Consider the following 17,289-nt stretch of genomic DNA (forward strand, 5'->3'; position numbering starts at 1 on the left):
ATCCCGCTGCCGCCCTCGCATTACTCGATCGGGCGCATGATGCGGCCAGCCGCTGACGGCAATCCGCCACGCGTGCGCCCGCTTTAGCGGCGGTATGGGGCGGATTCGGCATACAGTCGATCAAACTCTGCGGCGTAGGCGCTGGCCAGCGCCGGCGCACCACGAAACACGTTGAAATTCTCCGCGTTCTTGCGGTCACCCGCCCGGGTAAAGTTCATCGAACCAAACGCTACCACATCGTCCACCACGATGAACTTGTGGTGCATGATGGGATAGCGCGAGTCGATCCGCACGTCGATGCCGGCATTAGCCAGATAGGTTGCCCCACTATATTTGCCGGTCTCGTTAGATTTGTCCAATACCACGCGCACCTGGACACCGCGCACACGGGCGTTGCGCAAGGCCTTTGCGATGTCGGGTGACGTGAATGCATAGCCAGCCAGCCAGACCCGGCGCTTGGCACCGTCGATCAGCGCCGCCGCGGCGGCGCCCGCTCCGCCATCCGGTGAGAAATACGTATCGACCGTCGCGTTCTGAATGCGCAGGGGCGCCGCTTCGGTAAGGGTTGTGGCGCACGCGAGGGCCACGAGACAATGGATCAGTACTTTCATGGGCGGCGATTTTAGCCGGATATGTTGTCCCACGAGAACGTCCTTTCGCATCCCAGTTCGGCTAAACCCTACGACAAACGACTGCCGGTCCATGTACCTAGCGACCACGCTGGACGAAATAGTTCGTATAACGTTTAGTTAGCGATGCGGGGGCGGCATGCTGGTTTACATTTCGTTGCCGACGGACATCGCCGGAACCCAGCGCCCAGTTAGAGGCCCGGCTGCGCCGCGCATGCATGCTTACTTTGCACGGACCGAACATTCTCACGTTGCGCTGACAAATCTAACACCGCCTCCTTGTTTAGCATTTTCGATGCTGGTAAAATCGCTTGTTCTCGGAGAGATGGATGAGTGGTTTAAGTCGCACGCCTGGAAAGCGTGTATAGGTTAATAGCCTATCGGGGGTTCGAATCCCCCTCTCTCCGCCACCGACACCTAATCGATTGAGCCCAGGACGTTTTTCAATCGGCTCTCGCCATAGTCTCCCTGATTGGGGATATCCGCACTATGGAAGTTCCTCCCGCGTTGCAAGACGCCGGCACGGTGTCTACGATTTCCCCATGCACTAAAACCGAGCACGGTCGCCGCAAGGAGCGGCGCGTGTGTTTGAACACCGAGGAGCCGGTGTTTGCGCATGCCGCAGCCATTAAGCTCTCGAAGAAAATGCAAAAGGCGGCATCTCGGTCGAGAAGCTCATCCAGCTATGTTACTCACAGAGGGACAAGCTCAAGTCCAAGACGCTCTACGAGTACGGCAACTATCACCGACCTCTTCCTGTTCTCCCGGACACATCGACGTGCACCGCTCAGTTCGCGGCCATGCGCAGGATGGGCTTTAGGGTGACCCCCTTGGTACTGTCTTCAGCGGCCTGATTGATCTGTTCTAGAGAATAGAACTTGACCAGGCGGTCGAATGGGAACCGGCCCTGCTGATAGAGCTTGACTAACTGAGGGATGAACACCGAAGGTACGCTGTCGCCCTCGACGATGCCACGGATGCTACGCCCGCCCAGCAGCAGATTGTTGACGTCGAAGGTGGCCCGGGTGCCAAGCTTTGGCGCACCGACAATACCGATGGTGCCTAAGCCACTCAGCGCCTCGATGCCAGCTTCGAGCACTTCCGGCCTTCCAGTGGATTCGAGTGCGAAATCGGCGCCGCTGCCGGTTATCTCACGTACTGCCTCGACAATATTAGCCTCTCGGCTGTTCACCGTATGGGTGGCCCCCAGTTCTCTCGCCAGTTCCAGCCGCGAAGACACGACATCAATAGCAATGATGGTGGTCACACCTACCACGCGTGCGGCCATCACCGCGCTTAACCCCACCGCACCGGCGCCATAGGCGGCAAAGCTGCTACCCAGGCGCACCTTCATCGAATTGATCACCGCGCCTGCGCCGGTCTGGATGCCACATCCCAGGGGACCGAGCAACTCCAGCGGGGCATCAGTGGGCACCTTGATGGCGTTGTGCTCGCGCGCGAGCGCGTAGGTGGCAAAAGAGGACTGGGCGAAGAAATGATCGTGTAGCGGTTCGCCCTCGGGTGTCTGCAGCGCGGTATGGCCATGGGCATCGCTGCTCCCGAAGTTAAGCGGATAGAAATCCTTGCAGTAAGCTTTGTGGCCGCTGGCGCAAGGGTTGCAATGACCGCAGGCGCCGTAGGTCAGCACCACATGGTCACCGGCCTTCAAGTTCTTGACGGTCGGGCCGACCTGCTCGACGATCCCCGCGCCTTCATGGCCGAGTACCGCCGGCAGCGGTACAGGGTAGTGCTGGTCACGCATGATTAGGTCAGTGTGGCACAGGCCAGTGGCAACCACACGCACCAGAACTTCGTCCCCCTGTGGCCCCCGGATGCGCGCCGGTTCGATGGTGAAAGGCTGTTGCGGAGCACGTGCCACCGCCACCGTGATATTGTGCAAACCTGTCGACGCATTCATGGTCTAGTCCTCTTCAGAGTAGGCAGGCAGATGCCTGTCCCTTAACGGTCAGCCACTGCCCTTGAGTGAACTCCTCCTAGTTTGCCGGGCCGCCGATACTGCGGCCGTTGCCCGATGCGCCGACGCCGTCAAACGGAGTGACCACCTCGTCGTTGATGGTCTGATCGTTGATGTGCAGCAAGCCCGCGCGCAGGCGCTCGCCCAGCTTGAAGGCGCGCCCGACATCGCTGGACACAATCGCCATCGACAGACCATACTCGCCATCCCCGGCGCCGAACGGCAGTCGCAGCTCGCGTATTGCAATGCGTGCAGGCCTTCGGGGGATTGCAGGCACGACGAATAGCATGGCAAACCTATCGCATACAAAATGTGACACACGCCTCTCATCAATGTCTGAGTGGGAAGCGATGTGGATGTTTGCTAAGGTTCCCGTACAGCCGTGGCGCCGGCAACGGTGCCGCACGGCGAGCCTTACTTCACGATTGCGTATCGCCTCCCACGAGATGGAGCACGATATCGACGCCACGCACCGTTCGCTCGAAATCATCCGCGGCATAGTCGATAACCGTCGATGCACCCAGATTTGACGTATTCAAGGTTGCGTGCCAATGCCATAGCAACGACTCCCGCCCCGGCAATCTTCGCGACTTGCACAGCGGCACCGCCCACGCTGCCCACCGCGCCGTGAATCAGGACTTTCTGTCCGGCGCGCAGATTGCCGTGGTCATGCAGTGCCTGCCACGCGGTCAGGACCGTAGTGAGAATACCGCCTGCTTCAAGCACGTTGCGTCCATGCGCAATGACCGTTCCTGCCGCGTCTACGCCCGGGGTAAAAGGCAACGGCAGGGGAATGAACGCCTTCATCATGCCCGTGGCTATCCTTTAGTCGACCGAGTTGACTGCGGTGCTAGCCATGTCGATCAGCACCTCCATCGTCGGCACGCGGCTCTTCAACGCTCTGCAGCACGAGCAATTCGGGACCGCCGTAGGCTGCAACACGGATAGCTTTCACGAGCTTTTCCATAGGTGGTCAATACCGCTGTTCAGTCAAGGCCGACAATGGCAGCGTCGAGCGCCTTCGCGGCCTGTATCGGATCAAAATATTCGCGCAGATGCACGATCTTGCCTGCCCGCGCATCCAAAAACACCACGTACTCCTGCCGATACACTCGGCCGGTCGGTTTGATCAAGCCTTCGGCGCATACCTGCGCAACTGCGTGCTGGGGCTTCGCCCCAGCGACAATACGCAGATCAAAGAAACGGAAATCAGCGACCGCGCCAACGAACCAGGAGGCGTGGCTAAAAACCTCTTCCCGGCCGTTAAGCCGGGTTGGATGTCCGATACCAACTGCGTAGGGCAATTCCCACACTATGTCGTCGGCAATCAGCTTCTGCCACGCAGCATTGTCGTCAACAAGCAAATGGAGGTGCTGCTGTAGCAATTCAGCGGCGGTGCTCATGGTATTTCCTGGGTCAAAAGTTGATTAAATCTCGAAGCTGCCGATGGTCATGCCCCACCCACTACGAGCATGTGGCGGGCCATCGCTTCGATGTGGCCATACGAAGAGTAATAGAGGATCGGGACCTTAGCCATTGCAACTCCTTGAGTAGTAGCGCGTTCCTGAAGAAGGTCTCCGGACATTGCAAGGTTCTTGAGGAAATGGAACATCGGATTCTGATCGCCCATCGACTAATCGGCAACCGCGCACTCGAGTTTTGCGATGCATTGCTTGGTCGATGGGATCCACACGTCAAGACGGCATCGCCGTGAGCTCAAATGCCCTGAATTGAATGACATTCAAGCAACCATGAAATGGAGTGCTAGGCCTAGCGTTACTTGAGCGCCACGCTCATTCCACCATCTGCCATCACGACTGCGCCGACGATATAGCTGGCTTTGTCGGACGCCAGAAAGGCGATCACTTCGGCAATTTCGCGCGGCTGCGCCGCGCGTCTGATCGGCGCATTCTTGCCATGCTCGGCGAGGAATGCGGGACCATCCTTGTGAATGTGGTTCGTGATATTCGTTACCGCGTCGCCGGACCCTACCGCATTGACGCGAATGCCATGATCGATCGCCTCAAGCGACATGGCACGCGTCAACTGGGCTAGCGCGCCTTTGGACGCTGCGTATGCAGCGATAAGCGGGAACGCCTGGTAGCAAGCGTATGAACCCACGTTGACGATGGCGCCTGTGCGCGCCGGCATCATCGCGCGCATGGCCTCACGCGAGAACAGGAATGCGCCCGTGGCATTCACGGCCTGCACGCGATTCCAGTCCTCGAGCGTCATGTCAACGACTAGTTTGTTGATGATGATCGCGGCGTTGTTGACTAGAATGTCGAGCTTACCAAACTGCTGCATTGCGGTAGCCACCGCGCGTACCGCACTTTCCTCGTGCGCGACGTCGGCAATGAGCGGGATAATTCCCGGCCTGGTCAACGCTTGGACATCGGCGCACCGGTCAACGGCGATCACGCTGGCGCCTTGAGCATGCAGCAGTTCCGTGGTGGCGAGCCCAATGCCGCTGGCGGCGCCGGTGACGATAGCGATCTTGCCGTCGAAAGACTGCATGGCGGAAGTTTGTGAAGTCATGAGAATGCTCCTGAGGGGATAAAAATTTCAATAGGGGCTTGCGGTCGGGCGCACCACGATCTCGCTGACGTCAACGTCAGCCGGCTGCTCAATCGCATAGGCCACGGCACGCGCTATCGCGTCGGGTGTCAGCGCGATGCGTCATGCTGTGTGCCCCATTTCATAAGCTGTGGAGGTTCGCTTGATGAAGAAGCCGTGTGCCCTTTCCATGAACGGACGAGGTAGCGGTTGCGGCGTCTTCCGGCACCTAAGCTGAACCGTGCAGCCGATGACCCATCTTAAAAACCGCGGGCGCGAGCGCGAATACACGTGACGATGACGGTATTGCCTATTCCTATCAAAATAGAGGCGTGCCCATCGATTAGAGCGGTTACAATTTTCTTCGCCTCAGCCGCCAGGAAAGACCCTCGTGACAGCTACCGACGATCCGATTTCCGTAAAGATGGTGAACCTGCTCGAGCGGCTGGCGCCGAACGAGGGATACACGCAGTCCGCCCTGGAAAGCGTGCGGTTCATGCGCTCTAACCGGCCGTTAGGGCGCACGCCCGTGTTATATGAGCCGAGTATTGTGATCGTCTGCCAGGGCCGCAAGCTGGGGTTCCTTGGCGATCAAGTCTATGTTTACGATGCACAGCACTACCTTGTCTTGTCGGTGCCATTGCCGTTCTCCACGGAAACTGAGGCGAGCGAGTCGGAACCAATGCTGGCCGTATCGCTGCGGCTCGACTTGACCGAGTTGGCCGACCTCATTCTGATGATCGATCAGTCAGGTTGCCATCAGCAAGAAGCGCCGCTTGGAATCTTATCGACGCCGTTGGACGGCGATTTGGCCGATGCCACCTTCCGCCTGCTTCGGGCATTGACGTCACCCCTTGATGCACAGGTATTAGGGCCCACGATCGTTCGTGAAATTTGCTATCGGGTGCTGGTCGGGCAGCAAGGCGGAGCGCTGAGGACAGCACTCGCCCATCAGGGGCGATTTGGAAGAGTGGCGAAGGCGCTGCGCCGGATCCACGCCGACTATGCCCAGCCATTGGATGTCAGCTCTCTCGCAAACGAAGCTGGGATGAGCGTGCCAGCTTTTCATGCCAACTTTCGCGCCGTCACGCTCACCTCGCCGATCCAATATATCAAATCGACACGTTTGCATCAGGCTCGGCTGATGATGATCCGCGACGGCTTGACGGCTGCGTCCGCGTCGGCGCGCGCGGGCTACGAGAGCCCATCTCAGTTCAGTCGGGAGTTCAAGCGGTTTTTTGGACGCTCGCCCGTCGAGGAAGCGCGGGATATGCGAGCTTCGTTCGCACTGTCGCCCGCAACCCAACTCGACGTTTTTGCAGCGCCTAATTGACGGGAACGCCTATTTACGGACCAGGGCGCGAACAAAGGTCGATGGCATCTTGATAAATCGGTCTGGAGGTACCTCAAGCGCTCCCACGCTGGAACCGGACAATCTTGCCAATTCGGCCTGTTGACGGGTGCTTATTTTGAGCCAGCATTGTGACATTTGCGAATCCTTTGCTAGCAGCAGCAGTGGGTCGCTAGCGCGCATCGATCAACTCTGATATCTGGACCGACTATGCTCATTTCCCCCCTTCGCACTAGAGCGTGGTCAGAGGCAAAGAAGGGCTTTATCCTGCTGCCGCGCCGATGGGTCGTCGAGCGCAGTCTCGGATGGCTCAATCGCTTTTGAAGACTCGCTCGCGACGACGAGCGTTTGCCTGAAACGCTCGTCGGCTTGCATTTCGCCGTCTTTGCCATGCTCATGCGCGTTCATGCCGCGCCCATCTTGCAAAGTGCATAACACGCTCTAGGAAATCACGGTGTCAGGTATTCACTGGATTGACTGGTAATCCCAAGGGTTGATAACAGTAAGCCCGGCCGCCTCGAAGGGACTGGTATCGCGTGTTGCTACGATAAATCCTTTGGAGACCGCAATAGCACCAATATATCCGTCTGGCGTCGGAAAACCCTTTTCGGCCGTACGGGCCTTCACCGCCAGCTCGGCATAGTGGCGAGCCGCTTCGGTATCGAATGTCAACACGCGCTCGCCAAACAGCTCGAGCAAGCCGTCCAAGGCTACGCCCGGGCCCTTCTTGCGCCTCCCGTCCGGAAGCACACCGATGCCAAACAGCAACTCGGCCAACGTCACACTGGAAAGGTAAAGGGTTTCCGCCACCTGCTCATTCAACCAGGCCCGCACGGCCGGATCGGGTTCGGGTTTCATCGCCTCGGAGACGACATTCGTGTCCAAGACGATCATTCAAACCCCACCGGCTCCGCCGGCATCTTGTCGCGTACCTGGTCTAACAGTGCGAAATCATCGTTCGTTAACCCCACGCGGCGGCCAAGCTCCGCCAGCGCGTCGCCCATGCGGACACGCTTTTCCGACTTCACCGCATTTTCAAGAATCTCGCGGACCTCCGCCTCTGTGCTGCGGCCATGCACGGCGGCTCGCAGGCACAGAGCGCGGTGCACTTCTCATCCAGCGCTGCGGCGACGGTCTCTGACCAACTGCCGCACCTCCCTTCCCCCTGATCGCGGTACGGGCCGCGAAGATGTCCTGCTTCCAGCGGGACCGCCGGGTTGTCGGTCCTATGCCTTCACCAGCTTCGCGGCACTGGGATCGTAGATGTAGCCGGTGATGCTGCCATCCTTGATGCGCGCGACGGCCTCATCAATGACGAACAGCGGAACGAGAAACCACTCCTCCGGCTGCACGGGATGACCAAAGCGGTCATTAATTGTGATATTCAACCTCGCGGGCGCAAACAGCTTGTGGAACAGGTTCTCCATCCGTGTGCGGTTAATGCCCGCGAGCTTGTAAGTCGCCACCACTTCGACCTTCGCCAGCAGGTAGGTGGAGTCGTGTTCGGCGTTAGCGATGCGCGTCTCCACTCTGCCACCGGTCACGCCCATCTTGTGAATGATGTCGCGGTGCTGTGCGACATAGGGATGATCGGATAGGGAGCACAGGACGTAGATCGTGCCGCTTTCGACATCATCGGCTTCAAGCTCGCCGCCGAAGGAAAGTTGCCCGCTCTCAGGTGAAGCCAGCCGCCGCGCGGCCGGGTCGTTGTAGAACGCACGCTGGAGCGAGCGCAGCAGCAAATTGCTCTCGGTGCCGTTGGCAAAGATGAGGCGCAGGCGGCGGTCCACCTCCCCGGCGGTCGTCTTCAGCGGCTCGCCGACCTCAGAGACGTAGAGCGTAAGGCCATCGAGAACGAAAAAGTCCCCGGCTTCAATCGCACGGCGGCCCGCTTCTATGGGCTGGAACTGGCGCATACCGGTTTTGACTTCCCCTTGCACGCGCTCGAACAAGGGTCGGAAAGTCTCGAAGTCCTCGCAGGGCTTGCGATCCGCAATCTCGTCGGCAGCGCGCTTTTCGGCGCTGGTGCGGACATGGCGTAAAACCGTGATATCGTTCGCGTCGGCAACATCCGCCAGCTCGGCAGCCAGGTCGTCGATGTCGATGGTTTCGTCCGCCGAAGCGGCAACGGTCGGCGCCCCGGCAAGCAAGCCCTGATGGTCTAGCGGCTCAAGCAAGGCGCGGCAATCCGGGAGCGCGCGTAGACGGTCGAGCCGCACGGCGTATAGGCGCTCGAATATGTCGCGGTCTTCACCATGCTGCGGCGCCCGCCCATGCTGCTCGGTGAAGCGTTGGATTTCCTCGAAGCCAGCGATGACACGCTCCTCGCTGGCTGGGCGTCCATTTTTCTTCTCAGGCGTTGCGAACTCGGCCAGCTCTGCCGCCAGGTCGTCAAGATCAGAGTTACTCATAGCGCCCCTCCGCCCTGAAACGCATGAAGGCGGCCGCGCCTTCGGCAAGATGCTTTTCCCAGGCGTCCTGCGAGGTCACCGATGGAGCCCGCCCACGCTCGCGTTTGAACGCAACAGCGCGCTTGGCGATCACTTTGGCATCTTCAGACGTGATTGAGGTGCGCTTGGCCGAGATGGCCGCCGTGACCTGCTTCAAGCTGTCCTCGCTCATGGTCTTGGCGAGGATGGCATAGGCTTCGCCAAAGGGGTTGATGCGGTCGATAAGGTCGATGTCCAGCTCGCGCACGTCCATCGCGAAGCGACGCACGCCGTCGAGCAGGGCGGTGTTGGGCGATCCTTCACCCTCGCCTTCGGTGACAAGCCGCTTGGCCTGTTGCGTGAGGTTGAGGGCGGCGATGGCGTGCTGGCGCACGGCCTCCTGATCCTCAGCGTCAAGCTCGGGATACTTGTCCTTGATGATCTTGCCCAGGCGAACCTGCGTCAGCTCCTCGGGCACCAACTCTTCGTCGAACAGACCACGTTCGATGGTGGGCTTGTCCTGCACGAAAGCTGCGATGACTTCGTTCAAGTCTTCCTGGCAGATGCGCGCTGCCTCTTTGCTCTTGGACTCTGCGAGGCCCTTGATCTCGATCTGGTAAGTCCCTGTCTGCTCATTGACACCGATATTGCAGCGGTCCGGGTCGTAGCCACCCTCGCCATAGTTAAAGCCCGGCGTCGGGCCGCTGTCGGAGTTTTTGGGCTGAAACTCGAAGCGCGGAGCAAGAACCTGCTCCATCAGCAGGCTTGCCGCGATGGCCTTTAACGTATCGTTGACGGCCTCGGTAACGGCTGCCTCGGTTGCATCCGGCTCGGCGATCAGGTTGGTGAACCTTGCGCGAGTCTTGCCCGGCGCATCGCGGGTAGCACGGCCGATGATCTGCACGATCTCGGTCAGGCTGGCACGATAGCCGACGGTCAGCGCATGTTCGCACCAAATCCAGTCGAAGCCCTCCTTCGCCATGCCCAGCGCGATGATGATGTCCACATGGTTCCGGTTGTCCTTTTGCGCAAGGTCTTTCAGCGCGGCGGAAACCCGGTCACGCTTCGTGGCATTGTCATCGACCAGATCGGCAATGCGCAGCATACGGCCATCGGGGCGCTTGACGAGCTGGAAGCCGGTGGCGGCGTCGATGCCCTGCCACTCCCCCAGCGCCTCGATGATGTGTTCCACCTCGCGCATCTTATCCTTCGTGCTCTCGCGCGAATTGATGTTGGGAATATGGATGATGGTCTTCTCGGCCGGGTCGAGGACGTTGAGGATGTTATCGACGTAAGACCCGCTGTAGAAGAAGTAGCCGATATCAAGTTGCTTGAGGTACTCGTAGCCGTTGAGCTGTTCGTAGTAGGTGTAGGTGACGGTATCGAACTTCGACTCATCCGACGGGGCGAGCACGGCCTCGGCATCACCCCGGAAGTAGGAGCCGGTCATGGCGACGATGTGCGTCTTACCCCGCGCGATGAACTGGCCCAGATGCGTGCCCAACTTGTTGTCGGGGTTGGCCGAAACGTGGTGAAATTCATCGACTGCGATCAGGCGGTCGTCGAAAGCCTCCACGCCATAGGCATCGACCGCGAAGCGGAAGGTGGCGTGAGTGCAAACCAGTACCTTGTCCTCGCCTTCGAGGAACACACCCAGGGACTTGACCTTGCCGCCGTTGTCGTTGCCCGGCGCGTTGCACAGGTTCCACTTGGGTTCAACATGCCAGTCGGACCAGAAGCCGTACTTTGCCAGCGGCTCGTCGTTGAAGCTGGCGCCGATGGACTTCTCGGGCACAACGATGATGGCCTGCTTGAGGCCCTGGTTCTTAAGCTTGTCGAGCGCCACGAACATCAGCGCACGGCTCTTGCCCGAAGCCGGTGGCGACTTGATGAGCAGATATTGCTCGCCGCGCTTCTCGTAGGCTCGCTCTTGCATGGGTCGCATGCCAAAGGCATTGGCCTTGGTCGATGCGCCATTGCGGGCGTAAGTGACGGAAACGGACGGTACGGACTTGATTTTGTCGCTCATGCGTTGGCTCCCGCTTTGCTCTTCTTGCCCTTGGCCGGCGCAGCCGCAGCGGTCATCTTGGTGTAGAGGTCAAACAGCTTTTCCAGCCGCTCGGTATCGTTCTTGAAGCGGCGACCGATGTAGATGCGCTCTAGCACCTCGTCGTTGCGCTCATGCACCGCCCGGAGTTCGGCAGGCATCTTGTCGGGGTCGTAGAGGTCGGCGATGGTCGCCGGGAAGTGACGCTCTCGCGCCAGCAAGATATCCTCGGCGCAGCGCCTAAGGTCCGCCTTGTTCTTCTCGGTTAGAGTCGGCACCGGAAACGTGTTGTAGCCGAGCACGTTGGAGTAACTAATGCGTTCTTCTAACTTTCCGCACACTGTCTCTGCCCAAACTCGATGAAGTCGGGACGAGCAAAGAGCAAATACATAAATATCGGGTTCGTAGATTGTAAACAGCTTATTTGTGGCAATACATTCTGCGTCAATAATCCCGCAGGGAATGTATTCCCGCTTCTCAGACGACACTTCGGGTACGACGATGGCACGCTTTCCGTAGTCTTGGATTTGGATGAAGCGGTGTGCGTCGTCTGCGCGTTTGCGCGTTGACTCGGCCGGGCTTTGGAGGCGCGCTTGAGTAACACCAGCTAAACGGCGGGCGATCTGTGGAATACTCTTCGCAGCGCCTAGTTGATAGTCCTCAATCCAGATGCAATACCTATCAGCGCCATCTATAAGTTCTTTAGAGCCATACAGCTTTCGAACGAAGCCCGCCGCCTCTGGGCTGATTCGGAGTAAGTCACGCTTCTCCCAAGGAGCGAGGATTAAGTTTCCACCATCTGTAGGCTGGTTTCCTTTTAGCATCCGGGGTAGACATGATATGGATTCCCCATGTCTAGGAATAAATACGTCGGCAAACTCCAAAAGATATGGATTAATTCGCGCTACGTCTTTTCTTGTTCCGTCGAAGTAAATGAACTTACGACCGGACTGGATTGCACGAATGCCGACAATGACGCAGGTGACTCCGGCGTTGTTCGTTGCGAGATTGCTCCACTTGAACGAAGTCTGCGCAAAGTATATTTCCACTCCATGCGCAAGCAACGTCGGCCATAGCAAATAGACCTGCTCGCCCTGACAGATGGAGTTGGTTGTCACAAACGCTGCCCCACCACGTACAGCCTTACAGAATTTCGACGCAAGCCAAAACCAGCCTGCTATGTAGTCGAGGTTCTTGTATTTGATCTCGCTAGACTCGAAGAGTCGCTGGATGTCGGCCTTTTGAGGCTTCGACTGCTTTGAGCTACCGACATAGGGCGGATTGCCGCAAATGTACGTCTCGCCGCCTTCGTTCTCGAAATCGATCTCTGCCTGATTAAGCGGCGTCTGGAAAAGGTCATCTGCCTGCACCTTTACGCCGGTCCCAGTCGGCGGGCAGATGCTCAACCAATCGAGCCGCAGAGCGTTGCCGCAGGTGATCCAGTTTTCGTTGCGCAGGGGCAGGAACTCGGCCAAGGCTAGCTTCTGACCCCGGTATAGTACGTCGCACTGATACTCGGCGATGACCAGCGCAAGGCGGGCGATCTCCGCCGGAAAGTCGCGCAGCTCGATCCCGCGAAAGTTGGTGAGCGGGATTTCCGATGCACGATTCGACTCGCCGCGCCGTCGGTTGATCTCGGCCTCGATGGCGCGCATTTCCTTGTAGGCGATGACCAGAAAGTTGCCCGAACCGCAAGCCGGGTCGAAGACCCTGATCTTGGCAATGCGCTTGCGTAGATTGAGCAACACGCGAGCGTTGTCGCCCGCTTCCTCTAGCTTCGCCCGCAGGTCGTCGAGGAACAGCGGATTCAGCACCTTCAGGATGTTGGGAACGCTGGTGTAGTGCATCCCCAACTCGCCGCGCTCCTGGTCCTCAGCAACGGCCTGGATCATCGAGCCGAAGATGTCAGGATTGATCTTGGTCCAGTCCAGACCGCCGACGTGCAGCAGGTAGGACCGGGCAATCTTGCTGAATCGCGGCACCTCATCGCCGCCGGAGAACAACTGCCCATTGACGTAAGGAAAGTCTTCGGCCCACCGGGGAATTTTGGCGGCTGCCCGGTCCTCGCGCTTGGTATTCATGGCGCGGAACAGCGTGGCGATGACTTCGTGCGTGTTCGACGAGTCCTTGGCACTCATCTGCGCGACGGTTTCGGTGAATCGGCCCCTGCCGACGAAAATATCGGTGTCCTCAGCGAAGAAGCAGAAGATGAGCCGCGCCATGAGGTTGTTCATGTCATGGCGGCGTTCCGCCGTGCCCCATGCGGGGTTGTCTTTCAGCAGCTCGACGTACAGGCGATTCAGACGGCTGGTAGCCCGGATGTCGAAGGCGTTTTCACTAATCTGGCGGACGGTGCTGATGCCCGCCAGCGGCAGGAAGAAGCCGAAGTGATCGGGAAAGTCCTTGAAGGCACAGGCGATGGTCTCGCCACTGGTCAGATCTTCGGCCTCGAAGTCCGCGCCGTCAGTGGCGAGGATGAACTTCGCCTTAGCCTTGGACGTCGCCGGACTGGCCTTGAGATCGGCCAACGTCTGCGTCACCCGCCCAGCATCGCAGGTCAGGATGTGGATGTTGCTAGTCTGGAGGACGCCGCCCAAGTCGGACTTGTTCGACGCTCCAGCGCGAAGGCGCTTGATGGTCGTCGCCTTGTTGCCGAAGGCCTCAAGAAAGGCATAGGGGAACTCTGCGGGGTCGAAAGGCTGCTCCGCAAGGTCTGTGATCGCTTGTTCAATTTCTACAGCGTTCATGGGCGTGCAGCTCCCTCTCTTGGCGAGGCCGCTGAGATGCTGTGGTTTTGCTGAGCGCTCATGTCTTATCCTGCTTTTTCTCGGCTATCTGCGCGGCAATCCAACGATCCAACTCAGTGCGGCGAAACCGCCAGGTGCCGCCCAGCTTGGCCAAGTTTACCATCCTGTCTACTCCAAAGAGCCCTGAATCTCAAAGCCGCGAAGCCACGGATCGGCCTGCGCTCAGCCTGGCGGCAGGCTCGCTGGGTGGCGCTGCTGCGCCTTTGGGATCGTGCAATCTAGAGATTGGCGGATAAAAAATCGGCCAAAAGACCACCGCCATCGAATAGCGCCCAACAGAACTCCCAAGCTACCGGACAACTCGACCTGAAAGGCCTTCCCCCTCTCCTTTGCTCCGCCGTATCGCAGCACTCCATCGCTGGATTAGTAAAGCGTACTGAAGCTTATTCAGCCCACATTCGGGCGGATGATTAGCTCCAGTGAACTAGACTAAACCTGACAGCGGTTGGTTTTTCATTAATGAGCTTTCAAGACAATTTCAGCGCTGCCGTTTTTAGCGGCTAAATTTACTCATCAACTCAAACGCTCAAATACGGTAAGAATAATATCCTTACCGGCCTCAGCCGCCCCACCGGCCCGGGCGTATCAGGTACAAGGCCCTGCGCGCCGAACTGGACATAGCCGCGAAACGGTACAGCGAACTAGTGAAGGAGCTAGACCAATGAGCACCGAAAACAACGACGCTCCTGCATGGATGCAGTTCCGGGCCGTACTGGGCAAGCGGATCGCCACTGGACCGTCGCGTCACCGAGCCGCGCTGTACGCGGGTCATCAGTAAGCCAGAGTTTTAGCAGGCCGCCCAGGCGGCTAAGATCGCCGTTGATGCGGGCCAGCTCGCGGACGTGCTCATAGTCCACGACGTCAATGATCTTGTAGCCCTGGCCGACTTCACGCAGATAGCGGGCGACGCTCATGCCTGCGCGCTTCGCATTCTCTTCAATGGCTTGCGTTTCGTTCGGGAACACCGACACCCGCAAATGCCGGCGACGTTTGCGGGCAGCATCTACCTCGTATGTCTCCATCCTCAAGCCCGCATTTACGCGGGCTTAGAAGTGGTTTCGTGCTATTTGGTGTCGTTCTATGCCGGACGCGGGATCACTCCCACTCAATCGTCGCCGGCGGCTTACCCGAAATATCGTACACCACACGATTGATGCCCTGCACCTCATTAATGATGCGATTCGACACACGCCCAAGCAATTCATGCGGCAAATGTGCCCAATGCGCGGTCATGAAATCGTGCGTCTGCACCGCGCGCAACGCGACGACATAGTCATACGTGCGGCCATCGCCCATCACGCCGACGCTGCGCACCGGCAGAAAGACTGCAAACGCTTGGCTGGTCAACTCATACCACGACTTGCCGCTATCCGGATCCATCGTCGTGCGCAACGTTTCGATAAAGATCGCATCGGCTTTGCGCAGCAGATCGGCGAACTCGCGTTTGACCTCGCCCAGGATCCGCACGCCCAGCCCCGGCCCGGGGAAGGGATGCCGATACACCATCGACGGCGGCAAGCCGAGCTTGACGCCAAGCTCGCGCACCTCGTCTTTGAACAACTCGCGCAGCGGCTCGAGCAGTTTCAGATTCAGCGTCTCCGGTAATCCACCCACGTTGTGGTGGCTCTTGATCGTGTGTGCGCCCTTCTTGCCTTTGCCCGCCGATTCGATCACATCCGGATAGATCGTGCCTTGCGCAAGCCATTTCGCGTCGGTCAGCTTGCGGGCCTCGTTCTGGAACACCTCGACGAATTCCGCACCGATGATCTTGCGCTTGTGCTCCGGATCCGTCACGCCGGCCAGCTTATTCATGAATGCGTCGCTGGCGTCGACGTGAATCACCTTTACCCCGAGGTGCCGTCCGAACGTCTCCATGACTTGCTCTGCTTCGTTGAGACGCAACAAGCCGTGGTCGACGAATACGCACGTCAACTGATCGCCGATCGCGCGGTGTAGCAATGCCGCCGCAACCGATGAATCCACGCCGCCAGACAATCCGAGAATCACTCGCTCATTACCGACCTGCGCACGGATCTGCTCTACCGCCTCGGCGATGTAGTGCCCCATTTCCCAATCCGGCTTCGCGCCGCACAACTCGAGCACGAACCGGTTCAACATGTCGCGGCCCTTGAGCGTATGCGTGACTTCCGGATGCCACTGCAATCCGTAGAACCGGCGATCCTCATCGGCCATCGCCGCAATCGGACATGATTCGGTCGAGGCCATGAGCTTGAAGCCGGGCGGCATCTCGATCACCTTGTCACCGTGGCTCATCCAGACCTTCAGCATGCCATGGCCTTCCGGTGTCGTAAAATCCTCGATCGCCTCCAGCAGCTTCGTATGGTTGCGCGCACGTACCTCAGCGTAGCCGAACTCGCGCACGTGACCGAGTTCGACCTTGCCGCCGAGTTGCAACGCCATCGCCTGCATGCCGTAACAAATGCCCAATACCGGCACGCCTAGATCAAACACAGCCTGCGGCACGCGGGGCGCATCCGTGTCGGTGACCGAATTTGGACCGCCGGACAAAATCACCCCTTTTGGCTTGAATTCGCGCACGAATGCGTCATCAACATCGTAGGGATGAACCTCGGAGTAGACATGCGCCTCGCGCACACGGCGCGCGATCAACTGTGTGACCTGGGAGCCAAAGTCGAGGATCAGGATCTTGTCATGCATGGCAATGGGTGAATCTCAATAGGGTGAAAATGGGACGAGCTGCGCTGTGCACGGAGCCGACGACAGCACGGCGCGCAATACAGCGGGAGGCACGTTCCAGGCGGGTATCGGAACGCCGTTCAGCCGCAATTTTAGGCGCCGTTCAGCCGCGATCTGCGTCATTGTCGCCGCGCACGAGCGGCTCGCGACGTTCGTCGGCCCTGGGACTACCCGCGGGTATCGACGCGGTGGTTGGCGATGCGTTGGGTGGCGATGCACTGGACCGCGTCGTCGTCGGCGCCACCGGCGTCCGGTCAGCTGATTTCGCTGGACTGGTCGGCACGTCTGCGGCCTGCGCCGGTGTCATCGTCGCCGTCGCGGCGGCACGTTTGCGCGCACGCTCCGCGGAGGCTGCGCCCTGCGCGGCCGCCCGGTCGCGCCGCCGTACCGAGGCGGCCAGCCGGACGTTGATCAGCCCATACAGCAGCAACGCAACACCTACCAGTGGTCCGATCCAAAGACCGAGGCCGGCCAGCGACGGTGAACGCACCGCGACCAGCCAGACGAGCATCAGCACGCCACAGACCCACAGCGCGTGGCCACTAGCGCCGGCAACCGGCGCGGTCAGCGCGCCATGAATCGCTGCGCGCAATTGCAATCCGGCCAGCGCTAACAGCACGATGCCGAATAACTGTCCCACCATCGCTGGCGACACTTGCACCAACTGCAGTGTGTCGTACAGCAACCGCCACGGGGTCGCGAACATCAACAGACCGAATGCCGCCGTCACCAGCGCATCAACAATCAGTACCGCGCGCAACAGGGCTTTCATGCGTT

General features: G+C 59.2%; 15 protein-coding genes, 1 tRNA gene and 4 pseudogenes. 4 read left to right on the forward strand and 16 right to left on the reverse strand.

What is annotated here, in order from left to right; all coding sequences use genetic code 11:
• Positions 1–83: 83 nt before the first annotated feature.
• Positions 84–611 carry a phospholipase D-like domain-containing protein gene (locus RA167_RS06280; RefSeq protein ID WP_076784898.1) on the reverse strand — a complete coding sequence of 176 codons (528 nt, stop codon included), beginning with the start codon at positions 609–611 and terminating at the stop codon, positions 84–86.
• Positions 612–948: 337 nt separating this feature from the next.
• Between RA167_RS06280 and RA167_RS06285 the strand changes: the two genes are divergently transcribed.
• A tRNA-Ser gene (locus RA167_RS06285) sits at positions 949–1,039 on the forward strand.
• Positions 1,040–1,416: 377 nt separating this feature from the next.
• Here RA167_RS06285 and RA167_RS06290 read toward each other — a convergent pair.
• The 4 genes and pseudogenes from RA167_RS06290 to RA167_RS06305 all read right to left on the reverse strand — a co-directional run bounded on the left by RA167_RS06290 (position 1,417) and on the right by RA167_RS06305 (position 4,007).
• Positions 1,417–2,547: an NAD(P)-dependent alcohol dehydrogenase gene (locus tag RA167_RS06290; RefSeq protein ID WP_076784899.1), complete on the reverse strand. Its 1,131-nt coding sequence runs from the start codon at positions 2,545–2,547 to the stop codon at positions 1,417–1,419.
• Between the two features lie 79 nt (positions 2,548–2,626).
• Positions 2,627–2,806: pseudogene (locus tag RA167_RS06295) on the reverse strand (aldehyde dehydrogenase family protein); the annotation flags it as partial.
• Between the two features lie 284 nt (positions 2,807–3,090).
• The gene (locus RA167_RS06300) at positions 3,091–3,414 is read right to left on the reverse strand and encodes a hypothetical protein (RefSeq protein ID WP_076784900.1); all 324 of its coding nucleotides are present in this window, start codon (positions 3,412–3,414) and stop codon (positions 3,091–3,093) included.
• A gap of 176 nt (positions 3,415–3,590) precedes the next feature.
• Positions 3,591–4,007 (reverse strand): nuclear transport factor 2 family protein, encoded by a 417-nt coding sequence (locus RA167_RS06305; RefSeq protein WP_076784901.1) that lies wholly within the window; start codon positions 4,005–4,007, stop codon positions 3,591–3,593.
• A 143-nt stretch (positions 4,008–4,150) separates the two neighbouring features.
• Here RA167_RS06305 and RA167_RS06310 point away from each other — a divergent pair, with 143 nt between their 5' ends.
• Entirely contained in the window at positions 4,151–4,318 is a 168-nt protein-coding gene (locus RA167_RS06310) for a hypothetical protein (RefSeq protein ID WP_175972390.1), read from the forward strand.
• Positions 4,319–4,380: 62 nt separating this feature from the next.
• Here the strand turns inward: RA167_RS06310 and RA167_RS06315 are convergent, their stop codons facing one another.
• Together RA167_RS06315 and RA167_RS06320 are read right to left on the reverse strand one after the other, a co-directional pair.
• Entirely contained in the window at positions 4,381–5,142 is a 762-nt protein-coding gene (locus tag RA167_RS06315; protein WP_076784902.1) for an SDR family NAD(P)-dependent oxidoreductase, read from the reverse strand.
• Between the two features lie 27 nt (positions 5,143–5,169).
• A pseudogene (locus tag RA167_RS06320) lies at positions 5,170–5,283 on the reverse strand (oxidoreductase); the annotation flags it as partial.
• A gap of 301 nt (positions 5,284–5,584) precedes the next feature.
• Between RA167_RS06320 and RA167_RS06325 the strand changes: the two are divergent.
• Together RA167_RS06325 and RA167_RS06330 are read left to right on the forward strand one after the other, a co-directional pair.
• Positions 5,585–6,493 carry an AraC family transcriptional regulator gene (locus tag RA167_RS06325; protein ID WP_076787138.1) on the forward strand — a complete coding sequence of 303 codons (909 nt, stop codon included), beginning with the start codon at positions 5,585–5,587 and terminating at the stop codon, positions 6,491–6,493.
• 264 nt (positions 6,494–6,757) lie between these two features.
• Positions 6,758–6,946, forward strand: a pseudogene (locus tag RA167_RS06330) (transposase); the annotation flags it as partial.
• 30 nt (positions 6,947–6,976) lie between these two features.
• Here the strand turns inward: RA167_RS06330 and RA167_RS06335 are convergent.
• From RA167_RS06335 to RA167_RS06375, 9 genes and pseudogenes are all read right to left on the reverse strand, one after another.
• Positions 6,977–7,405: a type II toxin-antitoxin system VapC family toxin gene (locus tag RA167_RS06335; protein ID WP_076784903.1), complete on the reverse strand. Its 429-nt coding sequence runs from the start codon at positions 7,403–7,405 to the stop codon at positions 6,977–6,979.
• Entirely contained in the window at positions 7,402–7,620 is a 219-nt protein-coding gene (locus RA167_RS06340) for a FitA-like ribbon-helix-helix domain-containing protein (protein WP_076784904.1), read from the reverse strand. Before RA167_RS06340 ends, RA167_RS06335 begins: the two co-directional genes overlap by 4 nt.
• A 117-nt stretch (positions 7,621–7,737) precedes the next feature.
• Positions 7,738–8,922, reverse strand: coding sequence for a GIY-YIG nuclease family protein (locus tag RA167_RS06345; protein WP_076784905.1), 1,185 nt, complete (start codon positions 8,920–8,922; stop codon positions 7,738–7,740).
• Positions 8,915–10,969, reverse strand: a complete 2,055-nt coding sequence (locus RA167_RS06350) for a DEAD/DEAH box helicase (protein ID WP_076784906.1) — start codon at positions 10,967–10,969, stop codon at positions 8,915–8,917. Before RA167_RS06350 ends, RA167_RS06345 begins: the two co-directional genes overlap by 8 nt.
• Positions 10,966–13,734 carry a class I SAM-dependent DNA methyltransferase gene (locus RA167_RS06355; protein WP_076784907.1) on the reverse strand — a complete coding sequence of 923 codons (2,769 nt, stop codon included), beginning with the start codon at positions 13,732–13,734 and terminating at the stop codon, positions 10,966–10,968. The genes RA167_RS06350 and RA167_RS06355 overlap by 4 nt, the downstream gene beginning before the upstream one ends.
• A gap of 58 nt (positions 13,735–13,792) precedes the next feature.
• Positions 13,793–13,882, reverse strand: a pseudogene (locus RA167_RS06360) (DNA-binding protein); the annotation flags it as partial.
• A 565-nt stretch (positions 13,883–14,447) separates the two neighbouring features.
• On the reverse strand, positions 14,448–14,816 hold the full coding sequence (gene traJ, locus RA167_RS06365) for a conjugal transfer transcriptional regulator TraJ (RefSeq protein ID WP_217697083.1): 369 nt from the start codon (positions 14,814–14,816) through the stop codon (positions 14,448–14,450).
• Between the two features lie 73 nt (positions 14,817–14,889).
• Positions 14,890–16,473, reverse strand: coding sequence for a glutamine-hydrolyzing GMP synthase (gene guaA / locus RA167_RS06370; RefSeq protein WP_076784908.1), 1,584 nt, complete (start codon positions 16,471–16,473; stop codon positions 14,890–14,892).
• Between the two features lie 142 nt (positions 16,474–16,615).
• Positions 16,616–17,284 (reverse strand): hypothetical protein, encoded by a 669-nt coding sequence (locus tag RA167_RS06375; protein WP_076784909.1) that lies wholly within the window; start codon positions 17,282–17,284, stop codon positions 16,616–16,618.
• Positions 17,285–17,289: the final 5 nt, after the last annotated feature.

Source organism: Mycetohabitans endofungorum, from assembly GCF_037477895.1.
In the GTDB taxonomy this organism is placed as follows: domain Bacteria; phylum Pseudomonadota; class Gammaproteobacteria; order Burkholderiales; family Burkholderiaceae; genus Mycetohabitans.